This window comes from Nocardia aegles, assembly GCF_052545135.1.
Genome location: NZ_JBQWRI010000001.1, coordinates 883380 through 905458, shown reverse-complemented (window position 1 = coordinate 905458; position 22079 = coordinate 883380). Strand labels below are relative to the sequence as shown.

25 protein-coding genes are annotated in these 22079 nt (G+C 59.3%); 12 read left to right on the top strand and 13 right to left on the bottom strand.

The window, feature by feature from the left end; all coding sequences use genetic code 11:
* Positions 1-61: 61 nt before the first annotated feature.
* Positions 62-1270: an OmpA family protein gene (locus ACT89H_RS04415; protein WP_445107149.1), complete on the bottom strand. Its 1209-nt coding sequence runs from the start codon at positions 1268-1270 to the stop codon at positions 62-64.
* A gap of 63 nt (positions 1271-1333) precedes the next feature.
* On the bottom strand, positions 1334-1600 hold the full coding sequence (locus tag ACT89H_RS04410; protein ID WP_445107148.1) for a hypothetical protein: 267 nt from the start codon (positions 1598-1600) through the stop codon (positions 1334-1336).
* A 320-nt stretch (positions 1601-1920) separates the two neighbouring features.
* Between ACT89H_RS04410 and ACT89H_RS04405 the strand changes: the two genes are divergently transcribed.
* Both ACT89H_RS04405 and ACT89H_RS04400 read left to right on the top strand, forming a co-directional pair.
* Positions 1921-2475, top strand: a complete 555-nt coding sequence (locus ACT89H_RS04405; protein WP_445107147.1) for a hypothetical protein — start codon at positions 1921-1923, stop codon at positions 2473-2475.
* A 63-nt stretch (positions 2476-2538) separates the two neighbouring features.
* Positions 2539-5475 carry a P-loop NTPase family protein gene (locus ACT89H_RS04400; RefSeq protein WP_445107146.1) on the top strand — a complete coding sequence of 979 codons (2937 nt, stop codon included), beginning with the start codon at positions 2539-2541 and terminating at the stop codon, positions 5473-5475.
* An 88-nt stretch (positions 5476-5563) separates the two neighbouring features.
* Here ACT89H_RS04400 and ACT89H_RS04395 read toward each other — a convergent pair whose 3' ends face one another.
* Complete coding sequence (locus ACT89H_RS04395; protein ID WP_445107145.1) at positions 5564-5998, bottom strand: hypothetical protein; 435 nt, start codon at positions 5996-5998, stop codon at positions 5564-5566.
* A 231-nt stretch (positions 5999-6229) separates the two neighbouring features.
* Complete coding sequence (locus tag ACT89H_RS04385; RefSeq protein WP_445107144.1) at positions 6230-6427, bottom strand: hypothetical protein; 198 nt, start codon at positions 6425-6427, stop codon at positions 6230-6232.
* A gap of 221 nt (positions 6428-6648) precedes the next feature.
* On the opposite strand from ACT89H_RS04385, the gene ACT89H_RS04380 reads away from it, so the two are divergent.
* Together ACT89H_RS04380 and ACT89H_RS04375 are read left to right on the top strand one after the other, a co-directional pair.
* On the top strand, positions 6649-7113 hold the full coding sequence (locus ACT89H_RS04380; RefSeq protein ID WP_195130261.1) for an NUDIX hydrolase: 465 nt from the start codon (positions 6649-6651) through the stop codon (positions 7111-7113).
* A 71-nt stretch (positions 7114-7184) separates the two neighbouring features.
* Positions 7185-8063: a carbohydrate kinase family protein gene (locus tag ACT89H_RS04375; protein ID WP_445107143.1), complete on the top strand. Its 879-nt coding sequence runs from the start codon at positions 7185-7187 to the stop codon at positions 8061-8063.
* Between the two features lie 230 nt (positions 8064-8293).
* Here the strand turns inward: ACT89H_RS04375 and ACT89H_RS04370 are convergent, their stop codons facing one another.
* The 3 genes from ACT89H_RS04370 to ACT89H_RS04360 are packed head-to-tail and all read right to left on the bottom strand — an operon-like array spanning position 8294 to position 10777.
* Positions 8294-8947, bottom strand: a complete 654-nt coding sequence (locus ACT89H_RS04370) for a hypothetical protein (protein WP_445107142.1) — start codon at positions 8945-8947, stop codon at positions 8294-8296.
* On the bottom strand, positions 8947-10101 hold the full coding sequence (locus tag ACT89H_RS04365; protein WP_445107141.1) for a radical SAM protein: 1155 nt from the start codon (positions 10099-10101) through the stop codon (positions 8947-8949). The genes ACT89H_RS04370 and ACT89H_RS04365 overlap by 1 nt, the downstream gene beginning before the upstream one ends.
* A complete protein-coding gene (locus ACT89H_RS04360; protein WP_445107140.1) occupies positions 10088-10777 on the bottom strand; it encodes an adenylate kinase family protein in 690 nt (229 codons plus the stop codon). The genes ACT89H_RS04365 and ACT89H_RS04360 overlap by 14 nt, the downstream gene beginning before the upstream one ends.
* A 348-nt stretch (positions 10778-11125) precedes the next feature.
* On the opposite strand from ACT89H_RS04360, the gene ACT89H_RS04355 reads away from it, so the two are divergent.
* Both ACT89H_RS04355 and ACT89H_RS04350 read left to right on the top strand, forming a co-directional pair.
* The gene (locus ACT89H_RS04355; RefSeq protein ID WP_445107139.1) at positions 11126-12406 is read left to right on the top strand and encodes a helix-turn-helix domain-containing protein; all 1281 of its coding nucleotides are present in this window, start codon (positions 11126-11128) and stop codon (positions 12404-12406) included.
* Between the two features lie 65 nt (positions 12407-12471).
* Positions 12472-13299 (top strand): phosphotransferase enzyme family protein, encoded by an 828-nt coding sequence (locus ACT89H_RS04350; RefSeq protein WP_445107138.1) that lies wholly within the window; start codon positions 12472-12474, stop codon positions 13297-13299.
* A 15-nt stretch (positions 13300-13314) separates the two neighbouring features.
* Here ACT89H_RS04350 and ACT89H_RS04345 read toward each other — a convergent pair whose 3' ends face one another.
* Positions 13315-13539 carry a helix-turn-helix domain-containing protein gene (locus ACT89H_RS04345; protein ID WP_445107137.1) on the bottom strand — a complete coding sequence of 75 codons (225 nt, stop codon included), beginning with the start codon at positions 13537-13539 and terminating at the stop codon, positions 13315-13317.
* Between the two features lie 151 nt (positions 13540-13690).
* Here ACT89H_RS04345 and ACT89H_RS04340 point away from each other — a divergent pair, with 151 nt between their 5' ends.
* From ACT89H_RS04340 to ACT89H_RS04320, 5 genes are all read left to right on the top strand, one after another.
* Positions 13691-14056 (top strand): hypothetical protein, encoded by a 366-nt coding sequence (locus ACT89H_RS04340; RefSeq protein ID WP_445107136.1) that lies wholly within the window; start codon positions 13691-13693, stop codon positions 14054-14056.
* A gap of 5 nt (positions 14057-14061) precedes the next feature.
* Positions 14062-14997 carry a hypothetical protein gene (locus ACT89H_RS04335; protein ID WP_445107135.1) on the top strand — a complete coding sequence of 312 codons (936 nt, stop codon included), beginning with the start codon at positions 14062-14064 and terminating at the stop codon, positions 14995-14997.
* Positions 14998-15614: 617 nt separating this feature from the next.
* Entirely contained in the window at positions 15615-16244 is a 630-nt protein-coding gene (locus ACT89H_RS04330) for a hypothetical protein (RefSeq protein WP_445107134.1), read from the top strand.
* A 67-nt stretch (positions 16245-16311) separates the two neighbouring features.
* Positions 16312-16914: a hypothetical protein gene (locus ACT89H_RS04325; RefSeq protein ID WP_445107133.1), complete on the top strand. Its 603-nt coding sequence runs from the start codon at positions 16312-16314 to the stop codon at positions 16912-16914.
* Between the two features lie 159 nt (positions 16915-17073).
* The gene (locus ACT89H_RS04320) at positions 17074-17988 is read left to right on the top strand and encodes a hypothetical protein (RefSeq protein WP_445107132.1); all 915 of its coding nucleotides are present in this window, start codon (positions 17074-17076) and stop codon (positions 17986-17988) included.
* On the opposite strand, the gene ACT89H_RS04315 is transcribed toward ACT89H_RS04320, so the two are convergent.
* Positions 17978-18367, bottom strand: a complete 390-nt coding sequence (locus tag ACT89H_RS04315; protein WP_445107131.1) for a helix-turn-helix domain-containing protein — start codon at positions 18365-18367, stop codon at positions 17978-17980. The two genes, ACT89H_RS04320 and ACT89H_RS04315, sit on opposite strands and share 11 nt — an antisense overlap.
* A gap of 425 nt (positions 18368-18792) precedes the next feature.
* Complete coding sequence (locus ACT89H_RS04310; RefSeq protein WP_445107130.1) at positions 18793-19605, bottom strand: GIY-YIG nuclease family protein; 813 nt, start codon at positions 19603-19605, stop codon at positions 18793-18795.
* 303 nt (positions 19606-19908) lie between these two features.
* Here ACT89H_RS04310 and ACT89H_RS04305 point away from each other — a divergent pair, with 303 nt between their 5' ends.
* The gene (locus ACT89H_RS04305; protein ID WP_445107129.1) at positions 19909-20157 is read left to right on the top strand and encodes a hypothetical protein; all 249 of its coding nucleotides are present in this window, start codon (positions 19909-19911) and stop codon (positions 20155-20157) included.
* Between the two features lie 15 nt (positions 20158-20172).
* On the opposite strand, the gene ACT89H_RS04300 is transcribed toward ACT89H_RS04305, so the two are convergent.
* The 3 genes from ACT89H_RS04300 to ACT89H_RS04290 are packed head-to-tail and all read right to left on the bottom strand — an operon-like array spanning position 20173 to position 21855.
* On the bottom strand, positions 20173-21021 hold the full coding sequence (locus ACT89H_RS04300) for a helix-turn-helix domain-containing protein (protein ID WP_445107128.1): 849 nt from the start codon (positions 21019-21021) through the stop codon (positions 20173-20175).
* The gene (locus tag ACT89H_RS04295) at positions 21018-21545 is read right to left on the bottom strand and encodes a DUF6879 family protein (RefSeq protein WP_445107127.1); all 528 of its coding nucleotides are present in this window, start codon (positions 21543-21545) and stop codon (positions 21018-21020) included. Before ACT89H_RS04295 ends, ACT89H_RS04300 begins: the two co-directional genes overlap by 4 nt.
* On the bottom strand, positions 21526-21855 hold the full coding sequence (locus ACT89H_RS04290; RefSeq protein ID WP_445107126.1) for a hypothetical protein: 330 nt from the start codon (positions 21853-21855) through the stop codon (positions 21526-21528). Before ACT89H_RS04290 ends, ACT89H_RS04295 begins: the two co-directional genes overlap by 20 nt.
* Positions 21856-22079 lie beyond the last annotated feature (224 nt).

Sequence of the window (22079 nt, the reverse complement as noted above, 5' to 3'; positions counted from 1 at the left end):
GATAAGCCCTGTGGCGCAGAGGAATACAGCGGTGCTCAGGGTGAAATACGAGCCGTGTGTGTCACTGCCACAGCGTCACTTCCACCCGCCGGTTCAGCACGGCCGCCGACTCGATGAACTGACCATCGGGCGTCAGGTTGGGAATGACCGGCTCGTCCGCCCCGCGGCCAACCACCTGGCCCAGCAGGCTCGGTGGTAGGCCCAGGGTGACAAGCTGCGATGCCACAGCATCGGCCCGCCGGCCAGACAGGTTGCTGCTGTCGCGGCCGTCGAGTGTCGTGCAAGCGATGTGCCCGATCACATCCACTTGCCGCACTCGGCAGCGTCTGGCGGATTCCACCAGGGGGCGCAGCACTTCATCGGCCGAGGCTGACAACGCGGCACTGTCCGGAGCGAAATGCAGGATTTGATCATCCAGCTGGGTGTAGCGCGGGCATCCGTCGGCGTCGGTGTAGACAGCTGGCACTGGCACGATCGGTACGGACAGGGTTGCCCGCGGTGGTGCCGCCACCGGTTCGGATTCGGCGATGTCGCAGCGAGCGGCACCAGCCTTCTTGCAGATCTGCATCCACAGGTCTTCCAGCAACCGACGCCCGTAGGCAGGCAGCCGAGGCTGTACGCTGCCGCCGGTCACGCCGAGGCCGGCGAAGGTGACATGGTGGCCGGTCAGATGCAGGCGTCCCTGGCGCTGGACGGAATCCGCTACTTGGACGGGGTCGAAGTTCCAGCCAAGAACAGTGAAATCTACCGGGGCAACCGTGCTCAGGCCGGAGGACACCACCACAATGCGAGAGCCGGGATACTGGCTGGCGGCGTCGAGCGGCCCAGCCACATCCAACCCGGGTGCCGGGGCCTGAAGGGCGGCGAGATCCTGTCTCAGGGTCGCGATGTTCTCGCGGATCTTGCGATCCTTGGCACTACCGTGTTCGACGTCCTTGCCGCGCAGGGGCGTCAAGTCTCTCTCGATGACTGGACCGTCGACCGAAGTGACGATGCGGACGATGGCGTCGCCGGGCTTCGTGGCCAGGTTGGCGTAGGAGATGAGTTCTGCCTCAAGAGGTTTGGGGATGGTCGGAAGGGGTTCTGCCGAGGTTGCCGGAGCAACGATGACGATGGGGGCAGGCGTCGGGGTGGGATCTGCACCGCAGGCGGTGAGGCCGGATACAGCGGCCAGGGTTGCCGCGCTGGCGATAAGGCCGGTGATGTGGCGGTGCAGGCGGTGGCTGCGTCTGGTGGTGGGTGGAGACATGGTTTCCTTCAGAAAGTTCAAATGGGGATGGGGTGGGCACCAGGCGACGAGCCTGGCGCCCCCCGGAACGGCTTGAAGTCGGAGCTACTCGTGCGGCCAGTGGATGAACCAGCCGATGTGGGCCTTGGTCAGGAGTTCGCCGAGGCGCTTCGTGTGGCTCACGGCGAAGGGGGCCACTTCTTCGCATTCGGACAGGACCGAATCCAGATCCCGGCGCAACTCCTTGAGACGGGAATGGGCGAAGGCGAAGATTTCGCTCGCCACCTTCACGTCATCACTCTCCGGAACGACCGGATACAGCGACTCGGCCATATCCAGGCCGGTGGTTTCGGGGGTCATTTTGGTACCCACGGATGGGCACCTCCTTACATGGTTCATGGGCAGGTTCCCGAAATGGTTTATGAGGTTCACACTGTGGAGTTGTGCAAGGAACGTGTGCTGCGCCAATAGCGGAGCGCCGGGGTCAGATTCGAAGCTGAACCTGATACATCCACAATGCCAAGACGTCCCCGGTGTGCGATACGACATCCCCGCCACGTACCCCGCCAATTGAAGTGGCGGGGTACTCCGTTGCCCGACATTCCCGCCATGCGACTTGCTCAACGGAAGCTAGGCAGAAATTATTTGAATTTCCATATAATTTGTGCTTATATATGTTCAGCGTATTAGATATGTCAGAGCAATTTCCACCAACACCGCCGCTGCCTGAACGTGAACTACCCGAGCGAGCACCTCCGGGAGTTGATTTGTCTTCGCTTACGGCGGAGCAGATCGTCTATTTCCACACCGTGACAGACGTCATCGCCAGTCTTCCCGATGAAGATCCAATGCATTCGAAGATTTATGATTTGGGTGCGGACGGTATTGCATCAGATATGCAGCACGGTCTTACTGCTTTAGTATATAAAGACACGGAAAAGGCGCGGGAAGTTCTGTATAGCATGGCGAGTGACGAAACTTCGCCTCTGCAAGATCTAAAACAGGAATTAAGCACCTACCAACTGAAAGATCTTCTTAGAGTAGAGCATGCAAACGGCGATAACGAGCATATATTGATTACCGCAGGCCATTTGTTGAGAATAATGCGCAACCATCACAATAATCCCGCCGACCGATTAGGCGATGTGTCAGAGATTGTATATAACATTGCCCATAGCGAATGGGTGCGCCCTGACATTCGTGACTGGTTCTTACATGACTATCGGTCGCTCGGCTACGAAGAGTAGGCTAATCGGCATTCGTCCTCATTCTAGCTATCCGGACAAGCTGCGAGCCCGTACGATGCCCTCATGTACATCGATTCGGCCGACGACCCGGTGGCCACGCTGACCAAGGAGATCGGAAAGCTGCCAGCAGATCGTAAGGCGGCCCAAGAGCTATTTCAAGATCGCATATTTGAGACTGGCGATACTTCTGATCCCGACAATCTACGCCACCTGACCGAAGTCGTTGAGTATCTTCGCCCCGACCTATGGGGTCCGGGGCAATATTATGACGCTATAATAGCGGTGTTACGGAAAGCGGCTGGAGATGAGTTCGACGGAAGCCTCTGCACCGATCCCAATGAGCCGAGTCTGGGTGAAACACAAGCCACCTGGAGACAAATATTGTGGCTTAGACTGAACCTCCAAAAAGAAGATTTAGGGGGCGCTATTGATGGCAAAAAGAAGGCGGAATACCTCAATATTAAGTCGTCCGACTTCTGTGCGAAGATTGATGGCAAAGCACCGTCGCTGCGTAGCGTGCAGCGATACGTCGAGAAAGCTCGACCGCATCTAGCCACCCGGCTGCTCGAATTGTTGGCAGAAGAAAAGCTCAAGCGCGCATGGGAAGAATCTTCCAGTAATGCCGCAGATCCGCTCGCGCCGACCGAGCTTGTACCAGTAGAGTTGCCGTTTTTCCAGCGCTTCGAGGAGCAGGACCGATTAAGGCGCTGGATCAATGGCAAGGGTCGGGTTCTCCTAATAGCGGGTGATAGCGGCAACGGAAAATCCTCCATCGCGATCGAGACACTCAAAGAGCAGCCTGAATCGAAGATCTTTAAGAAGGTGGCGGTGGATGCTTCTTCTGAATATGCTCTTCTAAACTCGATGAGTCAGTACCTGGCATCATCTAAGATCGACATGGCAACTACTACCAAGAAATTTGCGGAGTTTCTTCAATCACTGTCACCCCTATCTGTGCTGCTGATTGACAACGCTTCCGACTGGTTGTCCATAAGAGAGCTTGTACTAGCAAGTCACCGAACGATAGTGACTGCCGAGGAACGGATTATCCCTAAGAATATTACACACTCAGAAATACAAGTCGATCCACCAACCTCGGATGTGGCGGTCCAAATAGTAAAGTCATTCCGATCGGCCGCGACCGAGGAGGAAGCGCAGCGCTTCGCTGCCGCTGTCGGGCGAAAGCCTCGGATTATCGTGGACTGTCTTGGCATGTTCTCGGAAGCAGAAATGTCTCTCGATGAGATGAGCGAATGCGTCGAAATTGAGGCGGTAAGGCTCTTGGAGACCGCAGGAACGGATGAGCGATCTGTTCATAAACTGTACCAACGCTATTTTTCTCGCATCGAGAACGAAAACGCGGTTGTTACTCTATGCCTAGCTACACTTGCCCATCTGGACCAGACAACTATTTCTAGAGCGGTCGTCGCTGATATCGTCGCAAGTTTGGTGCAGAAAAGATGCATGGAACCGCTTAGCGCATCATTCATTATCGTTGCGATGCGCATCCTCCAATCCCGGTTTCTTGTCAAGGTAAATCCGGAAGACATCGTCGTTCACGGCGTTACGCTTCGACTTTTTCGGGAAGTTGGCAAGAAATACCGCTGGGACGTCTACGTCGCTGGTATTGACGCGTACGTGCAGCAACGCGAATCCCGTGAACCGCCAAACTATCTTCGCTTGCCACATCGAATGGTTGCTGCGAGTGCTGCATGGTCGCCGGTCTTACTGCGCGTAGTGACTTCTATACACGCCGACGAATTCCGACGATTCGATGATGGGCTCTTGAATATCGCTGCGGCCGACTTACGGTACGGGTTGAATCAACGCGGCGATGCGCTTCATTATATAGCCCTGGTTCTTTTCATGGCTCGCTACGATGACGCTATATTGCAATGCTTCCATCCACTGGAACGGTCGGCGTGGGGTTTCGATCTGTATCGTTCCGGAGAGATGTCACGGCAGAGTGCCATTAATAATGGGACCAGGATTCGCCATACCCGTACCACGATTGTTGCCAATCATGTAGAGTCGAAGTACCTGTCTTGTAGCGCAGCATACGACTATAAAGGCTACATAGCATGGCAGGATATATATTGTGAACAAGTGGCACAGAGGCCGGACGTGACAGAATACGATGTGTATGTGCTCATGATGGCACGCGCCTTCGCCTATAAACAGCTTGGACACCTCCGGATCGCCGAGGGAATATTTGAGCGCATGCTGGATCGGCACGACTTGACAACCGCTGAAAAGCTTGAGATTGCCCGTAATGGCATGGAGTGTGCGGCCCTTCTCGGTGACGGCAAACGCGCTGATAAGTGGAGAAACGTTGCGACAGCGGAGCTAGATTATCTGGTTCCTCGTATGACGATACCAGCTGAAGCGAATTTCGTTCTGACGCGAGCCTGGATGTACTGGTTACTGATCCCTGATGGCATTGAAAACGCGGTAGTCGCACGCAACAACTTCATTTCGGGCGCGGTAATGTTGATGAGCTCCGGCTCTAGGCGGGAATCTTTAGAATTATATGCGGAAGCCCTAGCTGTTGAAGAATGGCTCAAGCTGCACACCGGGAGAGAAGAGGACGAGCTCGCTCGGTTTCTTGGTTATGGGGATCTCACGAAATTCCTAGAGACCACGAACGACAACCCGCATGTCGTAAATAGAATAGAGCTGCTGCATTTGACTGGGTCGATACTGCGTGACAATTTCAATGCTTCGTCAGTCGAGGCTGTAAGGCGTATTTTCTTCTCGGCCCAGGATGTATATCAAGATGAACGTACCGCGAACAACGCAGCTCTCGTCTTAACATACTTGCATGATAAGCTTGGGCTTGCGCGTGATGAAGCGATAGTTGATGAACTGTACAGAAAGTTTCTCAATCGGATCGATCGCGTCGATTTGATTGACATGGATCAACCGAGGTCTAGATTTGTTGCAATGATTGACGAGGAGTTGATTAATGACCCAGCATCGCTCTTAGTGTCCGCACAATGACGATGAACGAATCTCGCATTGCAACGCAGTAGCGCCTCTGTCTTTCGATGGCCGATCTAAGTCACGGTAGATTATCGCCACGCCTTCTTCACACCCAAGGCGGCCGACGTATCGGCGTCGCCCGCAGCGGAGGCCGGATGTCCTGCAACCGCGGCAAAACCGCCGTGTCCTCATCCTCCCGCCACCATCGTCCAGCTTTGCCCTTGGCCAGCACCTGTTCTATCGGGTGGGTTGCAGCCTCCATCTCGGATTGCGGATCATCCGAATAGCCCCCGCACGCTTGATCTTCCATCCACTCCTCCGGCGCCGATGCCGGCGGCCTCGGCAGCCAGGAACCGTCATCGCCGTTGCCGTCGCCTGAAGCGTCAGTCGAATCCGTAGCGTCACTGTGACGCCGCATGAACGCGACAGTGTGACGGTTCTCCGTCCGAACCGACTGCCACCACCGACCAACCCGGAAGCTCAGCACCGCCGTGAAGAACACCGAAGCAGGCCACAGGATCATGACGAGGGAGGCCGACATTCCACTCAGCAGTCGTCTTCGCTCATAAGCAACAGATACGCGGCCTCCAAGTGCACGATGCACTCGTCCGGATGGTGAAACCGGTGGATGTACCGAAGCTCTCGGGCACGTTCGACGGTTAGCTCCATCAAGGACACCTGGCACATGAACTCGGCCAGCTTGCCGTCAGCTTGCACAAAGGTCCTGTGCCGCCCGGGATGTGACGACATGTTCGGCTCCTTCCTGTGGCGCTCACTCCCACAGCTCCGCGCAAGGCAACAGAGGCAACCCATCAGGAACGTTGTCGTCGATGGTCACCACCAGCTGCAGGTCGGCGTAGCCGCTGCTGGTCAGCTCGTTCGCCACGCTTTGGGCTTGCTCGGCGCTCGCCTGGTAGTCGAGCGTGAGGGCACCGCTTTCGATGTGAATGTGACGCGGCCTGCTGCTCATTCCGGTTGCCTCCCTTGCGGTTTGGCCGTTGTCCGGCGGGCTGGTGCGGTCCAGAATTCGCGTAACCCCTGGTCAGGGGCTATACCGCGTTGGCTCGCCGCGTTATGCGTCCGGCGTATAGGCCGGACGTCACGAAGGGATTAGGCTCGGCGTGAGTCACCCCGAAGTTCGGTAAAAGTCCAGGTCAGCGATATAATCCAGGTGAAAGGGAATGCGCCCGTATGAGCGTCACGACTGAATCCAGTCACGAAACCAAGCCCCAGCGTCACAAGGTCACCGGCGATGTCCATCTGCTGCTGCGCCGCGGCAACGAGGTGCTGTTCGGTCAACGTCAGAACACCGGATTCGAAGATGGGGCATGGCATTTGCCCTCGGGCCACCTTGAGGCCGGCGAATCCGTCATCGACGCTCTGATCCGTGAAGCCGAAGAAGAGATCGGCGTGACGATCGCTCCGGCTGATGTGCAGTTCAGCCACATCATGCACAACTCGTCCTCGGGCGGCCGGATGGCGTTCTTCTTCACCGTGCGCAGCTGGCAGGGTGAACCCACCAACCTGGAGCCGGACAAGTGCAGCGCGCTTGAGTGGTTCGCGGCAGATGCCCTGCCCGACCATATGATTGACTACTGCAGCACAGCCATGCAGCACATCGCCAAGAGCACACCTTTCTCGGTCTACGGCTGGTAGTCGTGATGGCGGCATGTGCTGACGGCCCGATCGTCTGTGTTTCATACCTTGCCCTGGCCGAACTTTGGAGCGTGCCGCTGTTTCCGGTTGCCAACCACGGTGCCGAGGTACGGGCCACCGAGCAGTCCATCGCTGCCGATGGTCCGATGGCCGCGGCGGCGCTAGCGGCATTGGATGCGCCAACCACTCTCGTAGCCAACGATATTGGTGACGATGAGGACGGCCGGATTGTCCGAACCTGGCTGCGGCGCCGCAATGTTACGGCGACCGCCGTGTCCCATCCCGGAGTCGTCACGCCATGGATCGTGGTGATTGCTGATCAGCACCACACCCGGACCTGGTTCGCGCATCTGCCGGGGGTGGTAAAGCAGCTCGCCGCTGTCGACCTGTCACCGATCGCCACGGCATCGTTCGTGTACCTCGATGCCTACCAGCTCATCGAGACAGCGGCGGTGCGAGTGATTGAAGCGGCGCGTGCGGCGCAGGTGCCGGTGCTCGTTAACCTCGGCGGATCGCCGCTGTCGGATGGGATTCGGTCCGCGGCGGCCGGCTACGAAAAGCTGCTCGTGCAAACCAACGTCGATGACAGCGTCCACGCCGAAGCGTTCACCGTCGCCCGATCACTGCTGGCGGAAAGCAACGCGGCCTGGGCGGTAGTGACGGCTGGAGCCTATGGTGCGGTAGCTGTGAGCCGCACGGACGAAGTTGCCGCGCCTGCCTTTCCGGTGACGGTGCGGCATACCCATTGCGCTGGCGCCGCGTTCTCAGGCGGGCTGCTCTATGGCCTGCGGGAGGGGTGGTCGATGGCGAGCAGTATGGTGCTCGGGTCGGCGAGTGGGGCACTGCGGTGCGCACGACACCACAGTGCCCCACTGCCGACGCTGGCGGAGCTGGAGGCCGTCGTCGCTGGCGGTGGTCTCCAGCGTCAGCAGTCACGCTACGCTAGCTAATCCGATGCATGTCATGACCGCACTCGCCCGTGAGGCGCGACATGTCGCAGCCGCGTAGGCAGTGATACATCCGGTCCACCCGAGCCGGTTCGCCAGCGCCGTGGCCTTCGATGGGGCTATCGACGTAGCGGACCGGCCCATTGCAGTATTTGCACTTCTTCGTGCTCTGTGTGCTCACGGGCAGAGCGTAATCCGAGGGACCGACAGTCGATCTTGATCGTTTGCGCAGTTCAGAACAGTTTCCACTCGTCCAGTTGCCCGATCAGCCAGTCGAGGCGTTCGGGCGTCATCCGCTTCCGTTCGGCGTCTTCTTCGGTTTCCTGCCTGGCCCCGTACTGCCACCAGGCTTCGTTCGTCAGGCGGTCCATCACCAGGAAGCGATCCTTGACAGCCGGGCCACGGATGACCAACGAGGCGGTGTAGGGCTCGGCTACCACGGCGTGCACCATCGAGTGGTGCAAGGCGTAGCTGGAGCCGACGAGTTCCTCCCGTGCCTGGAGCACCGGCAGTTTGGCCGGATCGACATGCTCATCCACTTCAGCGTTGCCGAACAGGTAGTGCCGGTACTGGCCGCGCAGGATGCGGCTGGCGTAGCTCCACCGGTGATTGTGTGGCCGGTCGAAGTAGCCGGGCAGGAAGATGTGCAATCGAACGCGGAAGCCGGCCTCGGCGTCATCGTGCAGCACCAGCTTGTCCAGGATGTCGTAGTGCTCGCACAGGGTGAACAACTCCGGCCTGGTGGGCAGGACGGTGATTCGACCGCGCACGATGCTGGGGTCCTCGACCAAGATGTCGAGTACTTCGATGCAGGCGGTTTCGACGGCGTCGATGTCGTTCCAATCCAGGTCGCGAAGCTTCTCGACCAGGGTGTCCATGGCGTCCATCAGGCAGACTCGCTTTCGGGTTTGGCGCTGGATTTCCACAACCGGCAGACCGGCACGATGTCGTCGTAGGCAGCACAAGACGCTTTGCCCATCACCAGTTCCTCGGCCGGGCAGCCACCCTGACAGGCACTGGCTTTGCAGCCGCCGCAAGAGCTTTCGGCCAGCGCGCTGGTGAACAGGTCGAACTCATTAACCCCGTGGTTCAGTTGCACCTGACCGTCGACCATCTGGGCGAAGTGCAGCTCGGTGTCGAACAGGTAGGAGCAGACGTAGCAGCGTCCGTCCGGGAAGATCGAGATGCGATCCAGGGTCCGGCCGATGCACCCCTGGTAGCCCTCGGCGGCGTAGCGCTCCATTTGGTCACGCCGGGCATAGGTCGGCTGGTACCACACCCGCGTTTTGTACTGCGGTGCGACAACGTTCAGGTCGTCACAGAACTCGACCCACTCCCGCGGGTTCATGGCCATCTCCGAGTTGCCGTGCCCGGTGCCGATGGTCGAGAAGACATGGAACTTCACCAGGCTGACCCCGAGCTGATCGGCAATGTCGAGCAGTTGCAGCACGTCCTGCTCGTTTGCCTTGTTCACCGTGCAGATGATGCGGGTGTCGAAACCGCGGCGGGTCAGTTCGGCGGTGGTTTCCAGCGCCTGGGTGAAGGTCCCCGCACCACGGATCGCATCGTGGCTGTCGCCGCTACCCCCGTCCAAACTGACTTGGATGTAGGCGAAATCCTCGGGTTCGAGCTTGCGGAACTTCTTGAGCGCGGGCTTCTGGGCGTTGGTCGTGGTGATGACGTGCTTGTAGCCCAATTTCCGACTGAGACGAATCGCCTCGCAGTAGTGCGGGTGCAGCGTCGGCTCGCCACCGAGGATGGTCAGCTTGTCACCGCCCATCCGCCGCCAAGTGGTCAGGGTGTCCACAATCTGCGGCAAGGGCATCTTGAGCGCGCGGTCCAGCCGCTCACCCATGTAGCAGTGCTCGCAGCGCAATTGGCACGCTTCGGTGATGTAGAGGTAGACGTTGCGGAACCGGCCGTACGCGACGCGGTCAATCCGGTCCGGTTCAGGAACGTCGGCACCACGGGGCATGCGGGCATGGCCATAGCGGTCGCCGTTGGCTCGCAGGCCAGGGGTAGGCAGATCAACGGTTGTCATCGTGGTGCACTCCGGAAATAAGCAGCGGGGCAAGCAGATTCGCCGCCCCGTCGATGGTGTTGGTGGTGTCGAGCTGGGTGAGGGTGACATCGGCACGGGCGAAGCCATCGCGGATGCCGACTGCCGCCTGGTGGTAGCGCTGCATACGCGCTTTGAACAGCCGCGGTGAATCGCCGCGTCGGGGATGCAGCAGGCCCCCGCACCGGCCGCACTGCCACGGGTCGGCATCACTCGGGATCGCCGGCAAGCGGGGATCGTTAATCGGGTCACGCTCGCAGCGATGGCAGACCTTCCGGTTCCGGGCGCGCTGCCGGAGCGTCTTGACGTCGGTCACCACTTCGATGGCTTCGATGTGGCAGGGCGTCAGCGACGACAGGATCGCCAGCAGCTGATCAACCTGCGCCGCGGAACCGGGAAAATTGTCGAGCAGCACTGCCTGAACCGTCGGGTCCGCATTGACGGTCTCGAAGTAGGAGCGGAGTGCTGCGGCGACGGTGTAGTCGTCGATCCACCCCAACTGCTCCGGCGTAACCGCCGTTGCGGCCAGCACCTCCTGCGAGACATGCTCCCGCAGTCGGAACACCCGGCGCCCAGGTGCCGATCCGAGCTGCATCGTCAGCGTCGTTTTGCCCGCTGCTGGCGGACCAAAGATGGGAACTACTAGGGACAACGCCACGGCCTACCCCTTTCCTCGGCAAGGTTTTCGTGACCCGCCCAAGGGTCGGTTTCTGGGGTGAAAAGGGCCACGACAAGGGGGTATTCGGGGTATGTATGAAACGTATAGCGTCGCCTGTCAAGCGCTGGTAGGGTCACGCGACCAAGGCGAAACGGCGAGAAGACCCAGGAAAACCCGGGAGCGGCCATCATGACGCGGGGACCCCAGACAGAGCGGTACTGCGCTCGTTGTGGGAGCAGGCTCAATCGGTACAATCTTGAATCGCGTTGCGCGCCATGCGAAATCGCGCTCCGGAATGAACGACAGCAGCCGTCGCCGGTACCACCAGCCTTCTGGCAAACCGATCAGATGCGCGATGCGCTCGCCACTTGGCACATGGGCCGGGTGATCTTCGCCTACCGCACGCACCCATTTCACCATCGGCCCTTGCCGCAGGAGCTGGTTGCCACCTGGCTTGGCCTCACCCAGGCCCAACTCAGCCGTATCGAGAAGGGGCCAGCACCCGAGCAACTGTCGAAACTGATCCGTTGGGCGGAGGCGCTGGAAGTGCCGCCCGAGCTGCTTTGGTTCAAGCTGCCAGCAAAGTCCGGCGCTACGCTCGGTGATGTGAAACGCCAGGAATTTGTTCGCGCCGCGCTGGGCGTCACTGCGGCGGTCGCGACCAAACAGCCGCTACTGGATTTGCTGGCCCAGCTTGAACCAACGCCTGTCCCGTCGACGGTCGGCCTGGCAGAAATCGAGCAGGTGCGAACTGCCGCGCGCGAGTTCAGCTCCTGGGATCACACCTACGGCGGTGGCCTGGTTCGAGAAGCGGTCTCGGCCCAGCTGCGCTATGCCGTGAACTTGCTGGGTGCCAGTTGTGCCGAGAAGCACCGCATGGACCTGCACAGCGCGGTCGGGTTCCTCGGACATACGGCCGGGTTCATGGCCTTCGATGCCTACTCGCACGCTGATGCCCGCAGCATGTTTCAGCTCGGGCTGACCTGCGCCGAAGAGGTCGGCAACTGGCACCTTCGAGGCAAGGTGTTGTCGTCAATGGCTCGTCAGGCCATCTGGTGCGGGCACCCCGACGATGGGCTCACCTTCATCGAACTGGCTATGGTCCGGGCTGATCGACTGACGGCGACGGAGCGGGCCATGCTGCACGCGGCAAGAGCCCGAGCGCTGGCCAAACTGCACCGCACCGACGAAGCCGTGCGAGCGGTTGGACAAGCTGACGAGGAGTTCGCGCAGGCGGCGCCGGAGAACGACCCGCCCTGGATGGCCTACTACGACCATGCCCAGCACTCCGGCGATACCGGGCATGCCCTATTCGATGTGGCACTCGAAGGTCGGTTCGTCGGTGAGGCACGGCAACGATTGGAGATTGCCGTTGCCGGACACACCGACGCCTTCGTTCGTTCGCGGGCGATATCTGGCATCAAGCTGGCGTCGCTCACCATGGCCACTGGCGATCCGGTAGAGGCTGCCTCCTTCGGCCAGACTGCGCTCGGCGACGCTGGACACCTTCGTTCCCGCCGGGCGGCGGATGATCTGCGTGAGCTTCGCATGTTCACCCAGCCACATGCCCAAACAACGGAGGTTGATGAACTGCGCTCGCAGATCGACAGCACGCTGGTTTCCGCATGACGGACGTGACCGGAACCGATTGGCTGGCGATCGTGCGTTCGGCCGGCACCACGGTCGGCCTGGACGTGGACCATGCCGAACCGATTCAGGTGAGCGAGAATGCCATCTACCGGCTGCCAGGATCGGTTGTCGCTCGGGTGAGTCGCCCGGGGCAATTGGATGCAGCGCGGCGTGAGGTCAACGTGGCTCGCTGGTTGCAGCAATCCGGCGTTCCAGCGGTGCAGGTTGTTCCTGATGTCGACCAGCCCGTCGAGGTCGAAGGCCACGCGATTACCTTCTGGCGCGAGCTACCGCAGCATCATCATGGCACCCCGACGCAGGTCGCTGCCCTGCTCAAGCAGCTCCACCATCTGCCGATTCCCACCGAACTTAACCTCGGGAGAATCGCGCCGTTCGTGCGACTGGACGAGCGGATCAGTGCCGCCCACACCCTGTCTGATCCCGATAGACGTTGGCTCCAAGAACATTTGGCCGATCTCCGGCAACGGTGGGAGTCGCTTCCGGACGGCCTTCCCTGGTGTGTGATCCACGGTGATGCCTGGATCGGCAACGTCGCCGCGATGGAAGGCGGGAAGGCCGTCCTCCTCGATCTGGAGCGGACATCGGTCGGACCACCGGAGTGGGATCTGGTGCACACGGCGATCAAGCACAGTTCGTTCGGATGGATCACCGCAGAGCAATACGCCGCGTTTTGCGAGGTGTACGGCCATGATGTCGCCACCTGGGAGGGGTTCGAGCTGCTGCGGGACATCCGGGAACTACGGATGACCACGATGGCGGCGCAAACGGCAACAGCAGATCCCGCCTACCAGGGGCAGGCGCTTCATCGGCTGGCGTGCATCCGAGGGGAACGCGGGCCGCGGCCATGGGCAGGATGGAACCCGCTCGGATAGCCGGTGTCTGCGGGGCTACAAGCGGTTGAGTAGTTCAGCCGTTGTCACGCGTAGCGCGTTGGCTAGTCGTTGCAGGGTTGTCAATCTGGCCCAGCGCTTGCCTTGTTCGATCGAAGCGATCGTAGCAACCGCCAGGTCTGATCGTTCGGCAAGTTGCTCCTGCGTCAATCCACTGGCGCGCCGAAGAGCGGCAATATTTTTGCCAAACGATCGGAGGGCACGAGCTTCTTTCGCATTCATTCACCAATAACAGTAAACAACTACGACTAAGAGTTACAGAGACCCGTAGTATTAGTTCGCATTGTGTTCTATAATAAGCAACGGATGCAACTAATACTACGGGTATGGGTGTCATCCGAGTAAGCGGGGACAACTCAATATGGACAAAACAATGAAAACTCAGGATGAACGAAGCGGCAGCGTCGAAGCTGAATATGCCGACGTGCTACGCACGCTCGCCCAGCATGGCTATGACGCTAGCATCGCCGACACTGGCGGCGGCTGCGAGTCGATCGAGATTCCGCTCGATGACGGTGGTCGACTGCTTGTCAACGATAAGGATGACCTGCTTGCATGGAAACGCGCCAACCACAGCGGATGGAGCGTGAGCCGATTCGACGGAGATGGCGAGATGATCCAGTTTGAATCAACAAAAGTAGGATCTGTGGGTGGACTCCTGGTGCTAATTGCGCAGCTTGTCGATCGCCAGATCAACATCGGCGAAGACTTGCATAATAACAGTAACCTGTCAAAATAATAGCAATGGACCCCGATTATCCCAAATACGAACTCCTCGCTAAAGCTCTCGATGCTCAATTCGGAAACATTTACGAGTACAATATGGCCGAGGGGCAAGATGCTGGTTTTGACGGCCAGGAATGGACCGATGAGCTTCGCGCCGCAGTGAGGCGGTACGTCCTTCACGATCTACCGGCGGATGTTCGGGATTGGTTATTTCACTCCAAAGACCGTGCCGCTGCTGACGTCGACGTTGAGAAACAAGTCGACCAGCTGCTCCACCTGGAACCTTGGGAAGTGGCCTTCGAGGTGCGCAACGCCGCAGTGGCTGCGGTTCCGACACTTCACGATCTGATCGGCCATCTCGACACCTGGCCCTCTGGGGAGGAGTCTGCCGACACCATCGTGTGGTTGGAGGCCCATTCCACTTTGGCCGAGTGGCGCGCAGTTGCAGAAGCAAGCAATCACGACGAGCTACACGGGATCCTGGCGGCGAACCAAAGGCGTGCGTTGACACCGCATGATCTAGTGCGCGTGCTGTCGCCACCGGAACTCCTTGCGGCGTGGCACTGGGAATTTGGCCCGGCCGAATCTGATCTCACTGACGACGAATGGCGGCTCATTGAGTCGGCGATACCACCTCGAAAGATTGGAACCCGAAGAGGCGAAATCGTGTTCCGCCCGTGGAAAGAGCATCAGCTTGCCCAGAGACGCCGCAATCTCAATGGATTCCGCTACAAATTTGCCCGTGGCGTGGGATGGAACGAAGTGCCACCACGCTACGGCAATCGTCTCGACCAGACGTGGCAAAACTACGCAAAGAGCGGGTTGCTCGTCCGTTTGCGCGATGCACTGCAAGACAATCCGGATGCCATAGCCCTCGTGGCTTGGCTGGACCAGGTGATTGCCGAGAGTCCGAAGAAGCGCAAACAACAGCATGTGAGCGGGGCGGCGGCATGAGCCTCCATCTGCATCCACGGTCCTGGTACATCGAAGAGGTAGAGATCGTGGGCTATTCGCCTATGGGCTACCTGTTCGATGCCACGATGCGCTGCCGTCAGTGCCAGCGTGTACGCACGAAGCGGTACCTAGATACGCTTCTGGTCTTTCGGCTGAGCCTCATGGGCCTTCGTCATCCTGATTACCGGGAAAAGGCGACTGATCTTTCGGAACACGTCAGGGATGAGGTTTGGGCGGCGCTGTAAAGAACCAGATTGCAGCTCACCGGCAGGACCGTTCATCGGTTTGAGCAAGAGCTTGCTCCATCAGCGCTATCAGGGCGCACAAGAAGTCCGTGATTCGGTGCACCACCGACTCGAACATCTCGGCAGGACATCCCGAAGGTACGTATCCGTGGCACCACTCCGCTCTTTCACCGGTCGAGGAAATGACAGCTGCTGAAGCGCGCCGACGTCAGCGGGCGTACGCAACTGGTGCTTGGCTCACTGATTGGTATCCGTCAGCTCGGCGCAATTGGTTTGCTGTTGGCAACCGCGTTGGGGCATGCTTGATCTGGCACCGGCGTTGGCTGCCGCCGTGTCACTCCCGGCTCTGGAGTGGCGAAAGGTGCACGGTCTGTGGCTACTTCGTCTCAGCCTGAGCGGTTGCGGGTGAAACTAGTGGAACAGCTGAACTTCCTTGACCGTTCGGCAATCCTGTACGACCAGGGACACGAAGATGAGGCGCTGCGGATGGCCGTTGCGCTCCGGGTGCTCTTTCATCAGACGGCGAGAAGCGACGCCTTGATGGTCATGCTGGGGCACGGAGGCTGCGACGTGCTGAGTTCATCCAGAGGACTTGGAACCTGGAAGGACTACCTCAGCGAGCGGATCGACCTGAGCAGTCCGCGACCGGTCACGATGATTCCGATGTGCCAATCTGAATTTCTCCATGCAGTTTCATTCGATACATGGTGGAAGCAAGAAGTTGTCTTCCAGTACAACGGGACGAACTACACTCGGTACAAGATCATCTGGAGCATGGCCAACAAGGACGGTGGCGCACACGTCGATGACCTTGAGCCGTACTACGAGGTGCTGTGTTCGGGGAAATGGGCGCTCACGATCACCGGAAACTTGACCTACGCCGGTCCCGCGCCATTTCCCCAAGGTGTTGAGATCTCTCCGGATAATGGTCACTTTGCGCTCATTCGGCAGTTTGCATTCGAGGTTCTGCATAGTGCCGATGCTTTCAAGTGGCGAGGATGATGGAACTAGGCGAGGCCCGCACCGTGAACGTCCATGATCCATCGGCAACAGGATATATAATGTAGCTATGGCAATAGACGCAAAAGATGCCTTTCTGCACGTTATCTATGATTACCGATGCCTGGCGACGGCCGGCTATGCCTGGAGTGTCGCTGGCCCAACTGGTGCACATATCAAAGAGGCCAACCTATTGCTCCCCGAAGTGGGAACTATGATTCAAGATAGCATTCACGTTCACGCGCGCTCTCTTATAGACTTCTACACCAAGCAGGGGCCACGTACAACGGACGTAGTTCTGTCGAGATTTTCCACCAGTATATCGATCAGCTCGGGTCTGTCGACCTATCTGAAGAGTATGAAGCACCCGATAGAGGTGCATTCGCTCCATCTGACCGAGTGGCGCGATGTTCCATATCGGACGGCTAATGCAAACACCAGAGATGGCGCAACTAGAGATCGCCCCCAATGGCCTACCGAGAACGCGATCCTCATCGACCAACTCATCGAAGCTCTGAAAGAAGTATCACAACAGCAGAGTCAGTGGCAGAAACCGTTTGCGGAGCTTCATAGTGCCGCAGTGGCGAGGCTTAGCGATGGGGCCTTTGAATGGCCTGCGAACCTGGGTGAGAAGCAGAACGTCGATAGCTATTTGGTTGGGATTGGATTGTAGAGGTTGGACGATATCGCAATGACAACCCTGTAGGCTAACCGTTTCGAGACGTCGGCGGTGGTTCTGCCGAGCGTTCGTTGTCGCTGTGAGGTACGTTTCTACCCTGGATGCTCGGTGATCCGCCTTTCATTTTTCGACGTTTGATCTAAAATAAGATACATGAGTGCAAGAATAGCAAAATCTTCCTCAATTCCCGAGATTTCCGGTCACCGGTTTAGCTATTTGGATTACTATCACTCAGGTGAGGAATGGCTGGCGTGTCTTCATGTACTAATGGACAATCGAGACGAGAGGCATCGTGGATTGTTCACGGTCGAACCATTCATGCTATCCATGAGCCTGGAACTCCTGGCAAAGGCTCACGCTGCACAGTGTGACAGCGAGTTCGATGCAAAGTCGTATCGCCACGCAACGAGTAGGGTGATCGAGGACTACAAGGATCGCGTTCCAACTTTCGATTCAATTTCATCAGACACTGATCTCATGGCTCTCATCAAAGAGTACGAAAAGACGGTGGATGCCCGCTACGGCGAAATGTATATGAGCCTAAGTGGACCCGAGACGGAGCGGCTTATAGATGCTGCTCACGAAATGTATGCGGCAATTAGTGGCACTAAAGACCTTACCATTCGGTCAGCCGAAGAAAAACAAAAGATATGGCTAGATAATTTTCGCGATCGTCAGCGGTCAGGCATGCCCATCGATGACGCCTTCTTTAAAGATACTGCCGCGAACAACAATCGCGACTGGCTGCATATTGAGCCTCCAATCCGCGTGAGCGACATCAATGCACAGCTCTTGCTCCGCATGTACGAAGATAACTACTGGACTCCAAAATTGAGAAGGGAGGTGCTCGACTATCTTCGAGACGATCTATCAGATGACATATGTAACTGGCTTTTTGATCCTCGTCATGGCAGGCCGTTTAATCCAGTCAACAAGAAGTACAAGATCGCTGGCCTATTCAGACGCTGCCGCGAGCCTCGGGATGTAGCCCTTGCCGTGGCCAGGGCTGCTAATGCGGTTGGCCGTTCCACGGAAGAACCCCTCAACGCCGCTGGTCTTACCAGGTAGATGAACGCATCTCCACTCGTCGATTCCTGAGCGCCTTCCACACACTTCCTTTGGCCTTGCCGAGCTTCCGCGCGATAGCGTTGAGCGACTGCCCCTCAGTGTAAAGCTTTACCGCCCAGTCGATTTCCTCTTCGGTCATCGGCTGGTTCCGCATCTCGACCCCATGTTCCCGCAGGATCGACAGCAGCCCGCCTTTCGACAATTCGTACTGCTCGCACAGCGCGTTGGTTGATGCTCCACTTCTGTAGCCCTCGACCACCTCGGCGATGATGGCAGCAGACAGCCGACGATCCAACCGCCGCGGTTTCACCGCGCTGCTACCTGCCGTCGAATTCCTGCGGGTCGGTGCGGCATCCACCTTGGCGATGACTGTCTTCAACCAGTCCGGTTCCCACTGTTTCAAATACCGTCCGGTAACCCCGACAGAGAGAAATCCCCTCCGACCTGCATCGGAGGGGATTTTTTCTACGGTACCGCCCGCAGAGTTGGGGCCAATCTGGGGCCAGACTTGCCCCGCAGGTGCCGCGACAGCTGATTGCCGTCCTCCTGCAATGCCGCGATATCCGGGTGTAGGTACCGCTGCGTGATCCTGGGATCAGTGTGCCCGGCGATTGCGGACGCACCGCAAATCGTCAGACCGGATACGCACCCACTATGACCAGGCGTTTTTCAGTTGCCCATGTTTTGCGTGTCCTGCCGAGTACCGGTACCTGCGACTCTCTATGAAATCGCCGCCACAAACCCGTTGCAGCTACACCGCCCGGGAGTGTCAGAGACTTAATCGGACACTCCCGACCTAGGCCGTCAGTTTCGGTTCAGACCGTGCCTGCGCGTATCGAGGGCGACCTTGAAGTGGATCTCCGCCGCATCGATATCCCTGGTGGGCGTCGCGGGGTCGAAGACGCGCAGGATCGAGAAGCGAAAGCTGTTCGGGTCGAGGCCGCGCAGCTCGACGTTGCCACCGTGGCCGTTGGCCGCGTATGCGCTCCAGCGCTGCCGGATGCTCTCTGTGCCGTCGGCCTTGCCGACATACTGGCGGCCGTCCCGGGTGTCCGTGACCAGGTAGACACCCACCACCGATGAGAGTGCAGTGCGCCATGAGGCGTACCTGTGCTCGCGCATCACCGCCTGCAGCTGCGTGTGGTCGAGGACGAGGCGGTCGAAGCCTGGGAAGGGCACCGGCTGCGCATCCGCGATCTCGGTGACCGGATAGCCGGCGGCCGTGGGGCCGTTGAGTCTCCAGGTACGCGGCGACCTCCAGCCGATGACGAGCCGGTTGCTGAGGTCGGCCATGCGGTCTGAGACGACCAGGTCGAATGTTCGGAGCGCGCCATCGTTCGAGACCTCGCCGCGGTTCTCCACCACCGACCACAGGCGCGCCCGATCGCCGCCTTCGCGGATGAACACGATCCAAGTGCGCGGCGGGACGGCGGGGAAGATCCGGGGGTTCGTCGACTGCTGGCTCGTGTACGCCAGGATCTCTTCGTCCGATGAGTCTGCGTGGATGCCCGGCATGCCGGTGTCTTGGTGCTCCCTGACATAGGCGTGCCGAATCACCTGCGTGTCCACGGGGTCGATGCCGGCGCTCTGCATGATCGGTCCGAGAGTCAGGGTCATCCCGACATCAGCGCCCCGAACTTGTCGCGAAATCTCTCCGCATCGTCTTCCACTTTCCTTCCCACGCCCGTGCTGGTATCTGGACATAGGAACACAGGCCGGGGTGTCCAGCCAAACGTACGGAGTGGATATTCCCCCACGATGATCAGGCGTTCTCCAGTTGCCAATGTTCTACGTGGCCTGCCGACTACCGGCACCTTCGACTCTGACTAAAACCGCAACCGCGTTGCCACGCAGTCCCGGTCTGCTACGCAGATTTTGCAAATGAGGTGCTCTTAGCTTGTGATTCAACTGTGTGCGGAGATGCTGGCGACGAACCGGTCAGGAGAGGATCGAGAGAATGCAGGCTGGCGCATCAAGATGGCGGAGAACTACATCCAGGGCGGTGAAATCGCCGAAGGATGTCAACGCCTGGTGGATCACTTCGAGCAAATCGGCGGCATGTCGTCGACACGGTTGCGCTCGACACTGAACGCCGTCGCGGTGGATGTCCGCCCTCACGCCACGGTGCCCGAAGTTCGGGAATTCCTCGGTCTGCTCGCAACGGTGTAGGTGCCAGTTCACTACTCACCCTGGCAAACCGTTGTCCAGTTGCTGCCGGTAGAGCGACATCGCCGCAGTGATCAGCTCACGTGCGGCGTTGCCGATTGCCGCTTGCTCCGACACGGCGTTGAACGCCCGTTCGTATAGCCCGATCTCGCGGGGCTGGGTGACGGTCAGCTGTGCGGAGATGGTCTCTGCCTGCACCATGGCGCGGTCGAAGATCGCGAAGTTCATTAGCGGCACTCGGTATGGGGCGCGGAGGGGCACGATGCCGAGCACGACCCGAGGCAATGTCATGGCAGTGAGGAGCCGGTCGAGCTGTTCGACCATGACCTCCGCGTCGCCGACGACCGACCAGAGTGCTTGTTCCCCGATGATGAAGTGGAAGCGGTGACGACCTTTGTAGAGCACCTGCTGCCGCTGTAATCGGGCAGCCACCGATGCCTCAATGACGTCAGGTCCGCCGTACAGAGCTTCGACCGTCTTGAGGACACCGTGGATGTACCGGGAGGTCTGGAGCAGTCCCGGCACGAGACCAGGCTCGAACCAGCGAATGAGTTCGGCGTCGGCTTCCATCTTGCCGATGACCCGTTGCCACTGCGGCACCCGCATACGCCGGACTTCGAGGTAGGCGGCTTCGACGTTGTGCAGGGTGGCGATCAGGTCGGGCAGTTGCGCAGCCGCGTCGGCGTGATCGCACCACGTGCGCAGGTCGGACTCCGTGGGTGTCTGTTTGCCGTACTCGATCTTGGACACCTTGGACTCGTGCCAGCCTGCCAGTCCCGCCAGAGCGCGACCGGTCAGACCGGCACTTCGGCGGATCTCGCGCAGTCGTTGTCCGAGTGCCTCCTTCGCCGCCCGCGGGTTGGTCACCGATGTGATGCCTGGACGTATTCATTGTGGGGCACAGCCAGCGACCAGATCCGATCGCGCACTGCCCGGAAGTGAGCCGCGACCACCGGATCGGTCGTGACGGCAAAGCCTGCGCCTTCGCCGCTGCGGGTGAAGACACTGAACGCTGCCAGATGGTCATCGAAGAGCCAGTAGTCGTCGCCGGTCAGTAATGCGGGATCGATGGCGTGACGCGGCAACCAGCGGACGTCCTCTCCCGCCGCGATATTGCGAGGCGACACCGCCAGCGCCCACCGGGTGTAGTCGGTGTGCGGCTCGGTGACTACGCGGACGCGCTGAACAGTTTTGCCGGTCACGGTGATCTCGGCAACGAGGTCCAGCCAGCCTTGCTGCCATTCGGCATCCTCGGCTTCGCCGGCCAGGAACTGACGAAGCGGCTCAAACTCGCTGGATACGGCATAGCTGTCTTGGAGTTCGAGGTGGAATGCTCGTCGCCACGGTGAGCGGAACAGCTCGTCCAGTTCCTCACCCGTCAGTGAGTACATCCCGGCGGCGCTCCTTTCCGATCGGCACCTCAACGCTGGCTTCATGCGATGGAATGTCCATCTGCGCCAGTGCTTCGGCATCTGTGACGGGTGTACCCGTCAGGGTGAACGTACCGTGCCCGGTGTCTTGGAGCGGCGTGCCCAAGCAGGTGCCCCGTTCCAGGAATCCGAGCAGCGGGTGCGGAATCTCAATGAGTTCCGGCTGATCCGGCACGCGCCAGCCCTGCACCACGTAAGTCTGCCGGTCGCTGAGGTACAGCGTCGGTGATTGGTGCGTGCCGGTGTTCTTGCCGAGGAAACGTAAGCGCATGATGAACTCCCCTGCTACTGCTGTGCGTGAGTTTGCTTGTGTCGCAGACCAATACTCGCCATGGCTCTTACTGCGCGTCAACGATTTTCCACCGTGGACGCACACTGGCGCACACTCGTTGATCGCGCGCTGTCCGCATCCTTACCGTTCCTCCAGGCGCCCGTGCCTGGTGACTCTCCTCCTGGTCGCGGGTTGCCTGACCGACGACGCGACGAAGGGGACTC

Coding starts and splice junctions, on each gene's coding strand:
- ACT89H_RS04405 (WP_445107147.1), top strand. CDS start 1,921: ATGTCAGAGCAATTTCCACCAACACCGCCGCTGCCTGAACGTGAACTA.
- ACT89H_RS04400 (WP_445107146.1), top strand. CDS start 2,539: ATGTACATCGATTCGGCCGACGACCCGGTGGCCACGCTGACCAAGGAG.
- ACT89H_RS04395 (WP_445107145.1), bottom strand. CDS start 5,998: ATGTCGGCCTCCCTCGTCATGATCCTGTGGCCTGCTTCGGTGTTCTTC.
- ACT89H_RS04385 (WP_445107144.1), bottom strand. CDS start 6,427: ATGAGCAGCAGGCCGCGTCACATTCACATCGAAAGCGGTGCCCTCACG.
- ACT89H_RS04380 (WP_195130261.1), top strand. CDS start 6,649: ATGAGCGTCACGACTGAATCCAGTCACGAAACCAAGCCCCAGCGTCAC.
- ACT89H_RS04370 (WP_445107142.1), bottom strand. CDS start 8,947: ATGGACGCCATGGACACCCTGGTCGAGAAGCTTCGCGACCTGGATTGG.
- ACT89H_RS04365 (WP_445107141.1), bottom strand. CDS start 10,101: ATGACAACCGTTGATCTGCCTACCCCTGGCCTGCGAGCCAACGGCGAC.
- ACT89H_RS04355 (WP_445107139.1), top strand. CDS start 11,126: ATGCGCGATGCGCTCGCCACTTGGCACATGGGCCGGGTGATCTTCGCC.
- ACT89H_RS04345 (WP_445107137.1), bottom strand. CDS start 13,539: ATGAATGCGAAAGAAGCTCGTGCCCTCCGATCGTTTGGCAAAAATATT.
- ACT89H_RS04340 (WP_445107136.1), top strand. CDS start 13,691: ATGAAAACTCAGGATGAACGAAGCGGCAGCGTCGAAGCTGAATATGCC.
- ACT89H_RS04335 (WP_445107135.1), top strand. CDS start 14,062: ATGGACCCCGATTATCCCAAATACGAACTCCTCGCTAAAGCTCTCGAT.
- ACT89H_RS04325 (WP_445107133.1), top strand. CDS start 16,312: ATGGCAATAGACGCAAAAGATGCCTTTCTGCACGTTATCTATGATTAC.
- ACT89H_RS04320 (WP_445107132.1), top strand. CDS start 17,074: ATGAGTGCAAGAATAGCAAAATCTTCCTCAATTCCCGAGATTTCCGGT.
- ACT89H_RS04310 (WP_445107130.1), bottom strand. CDS start 19,605: ATGACCCTGACTCTCGGACCGATCATGCAGAGCGCCGGCATCGACCCC.
- ACT89H_RS04305 (WP_445107129.1), top strand. CDS start 19,909: ATGCTGGCGACGAACCGGTCAGGAGAGGATCGAGAGAATGCAGGCTGG.
- ACT89H_RS04295 (WP_445107127.1), bottom strand. CDS start 21,545: ATGTACTCACTGACGGGTGAGGAACTGGACGAGCTGTTCCGCTCACCG.
- ACT89H_RS04290 (WP_445107126.1), bottom strand. CDS start 21,855: ATGCGCTTACGTTTCCTCGGCAAGAACACCGGCACGCACCAATCACCG.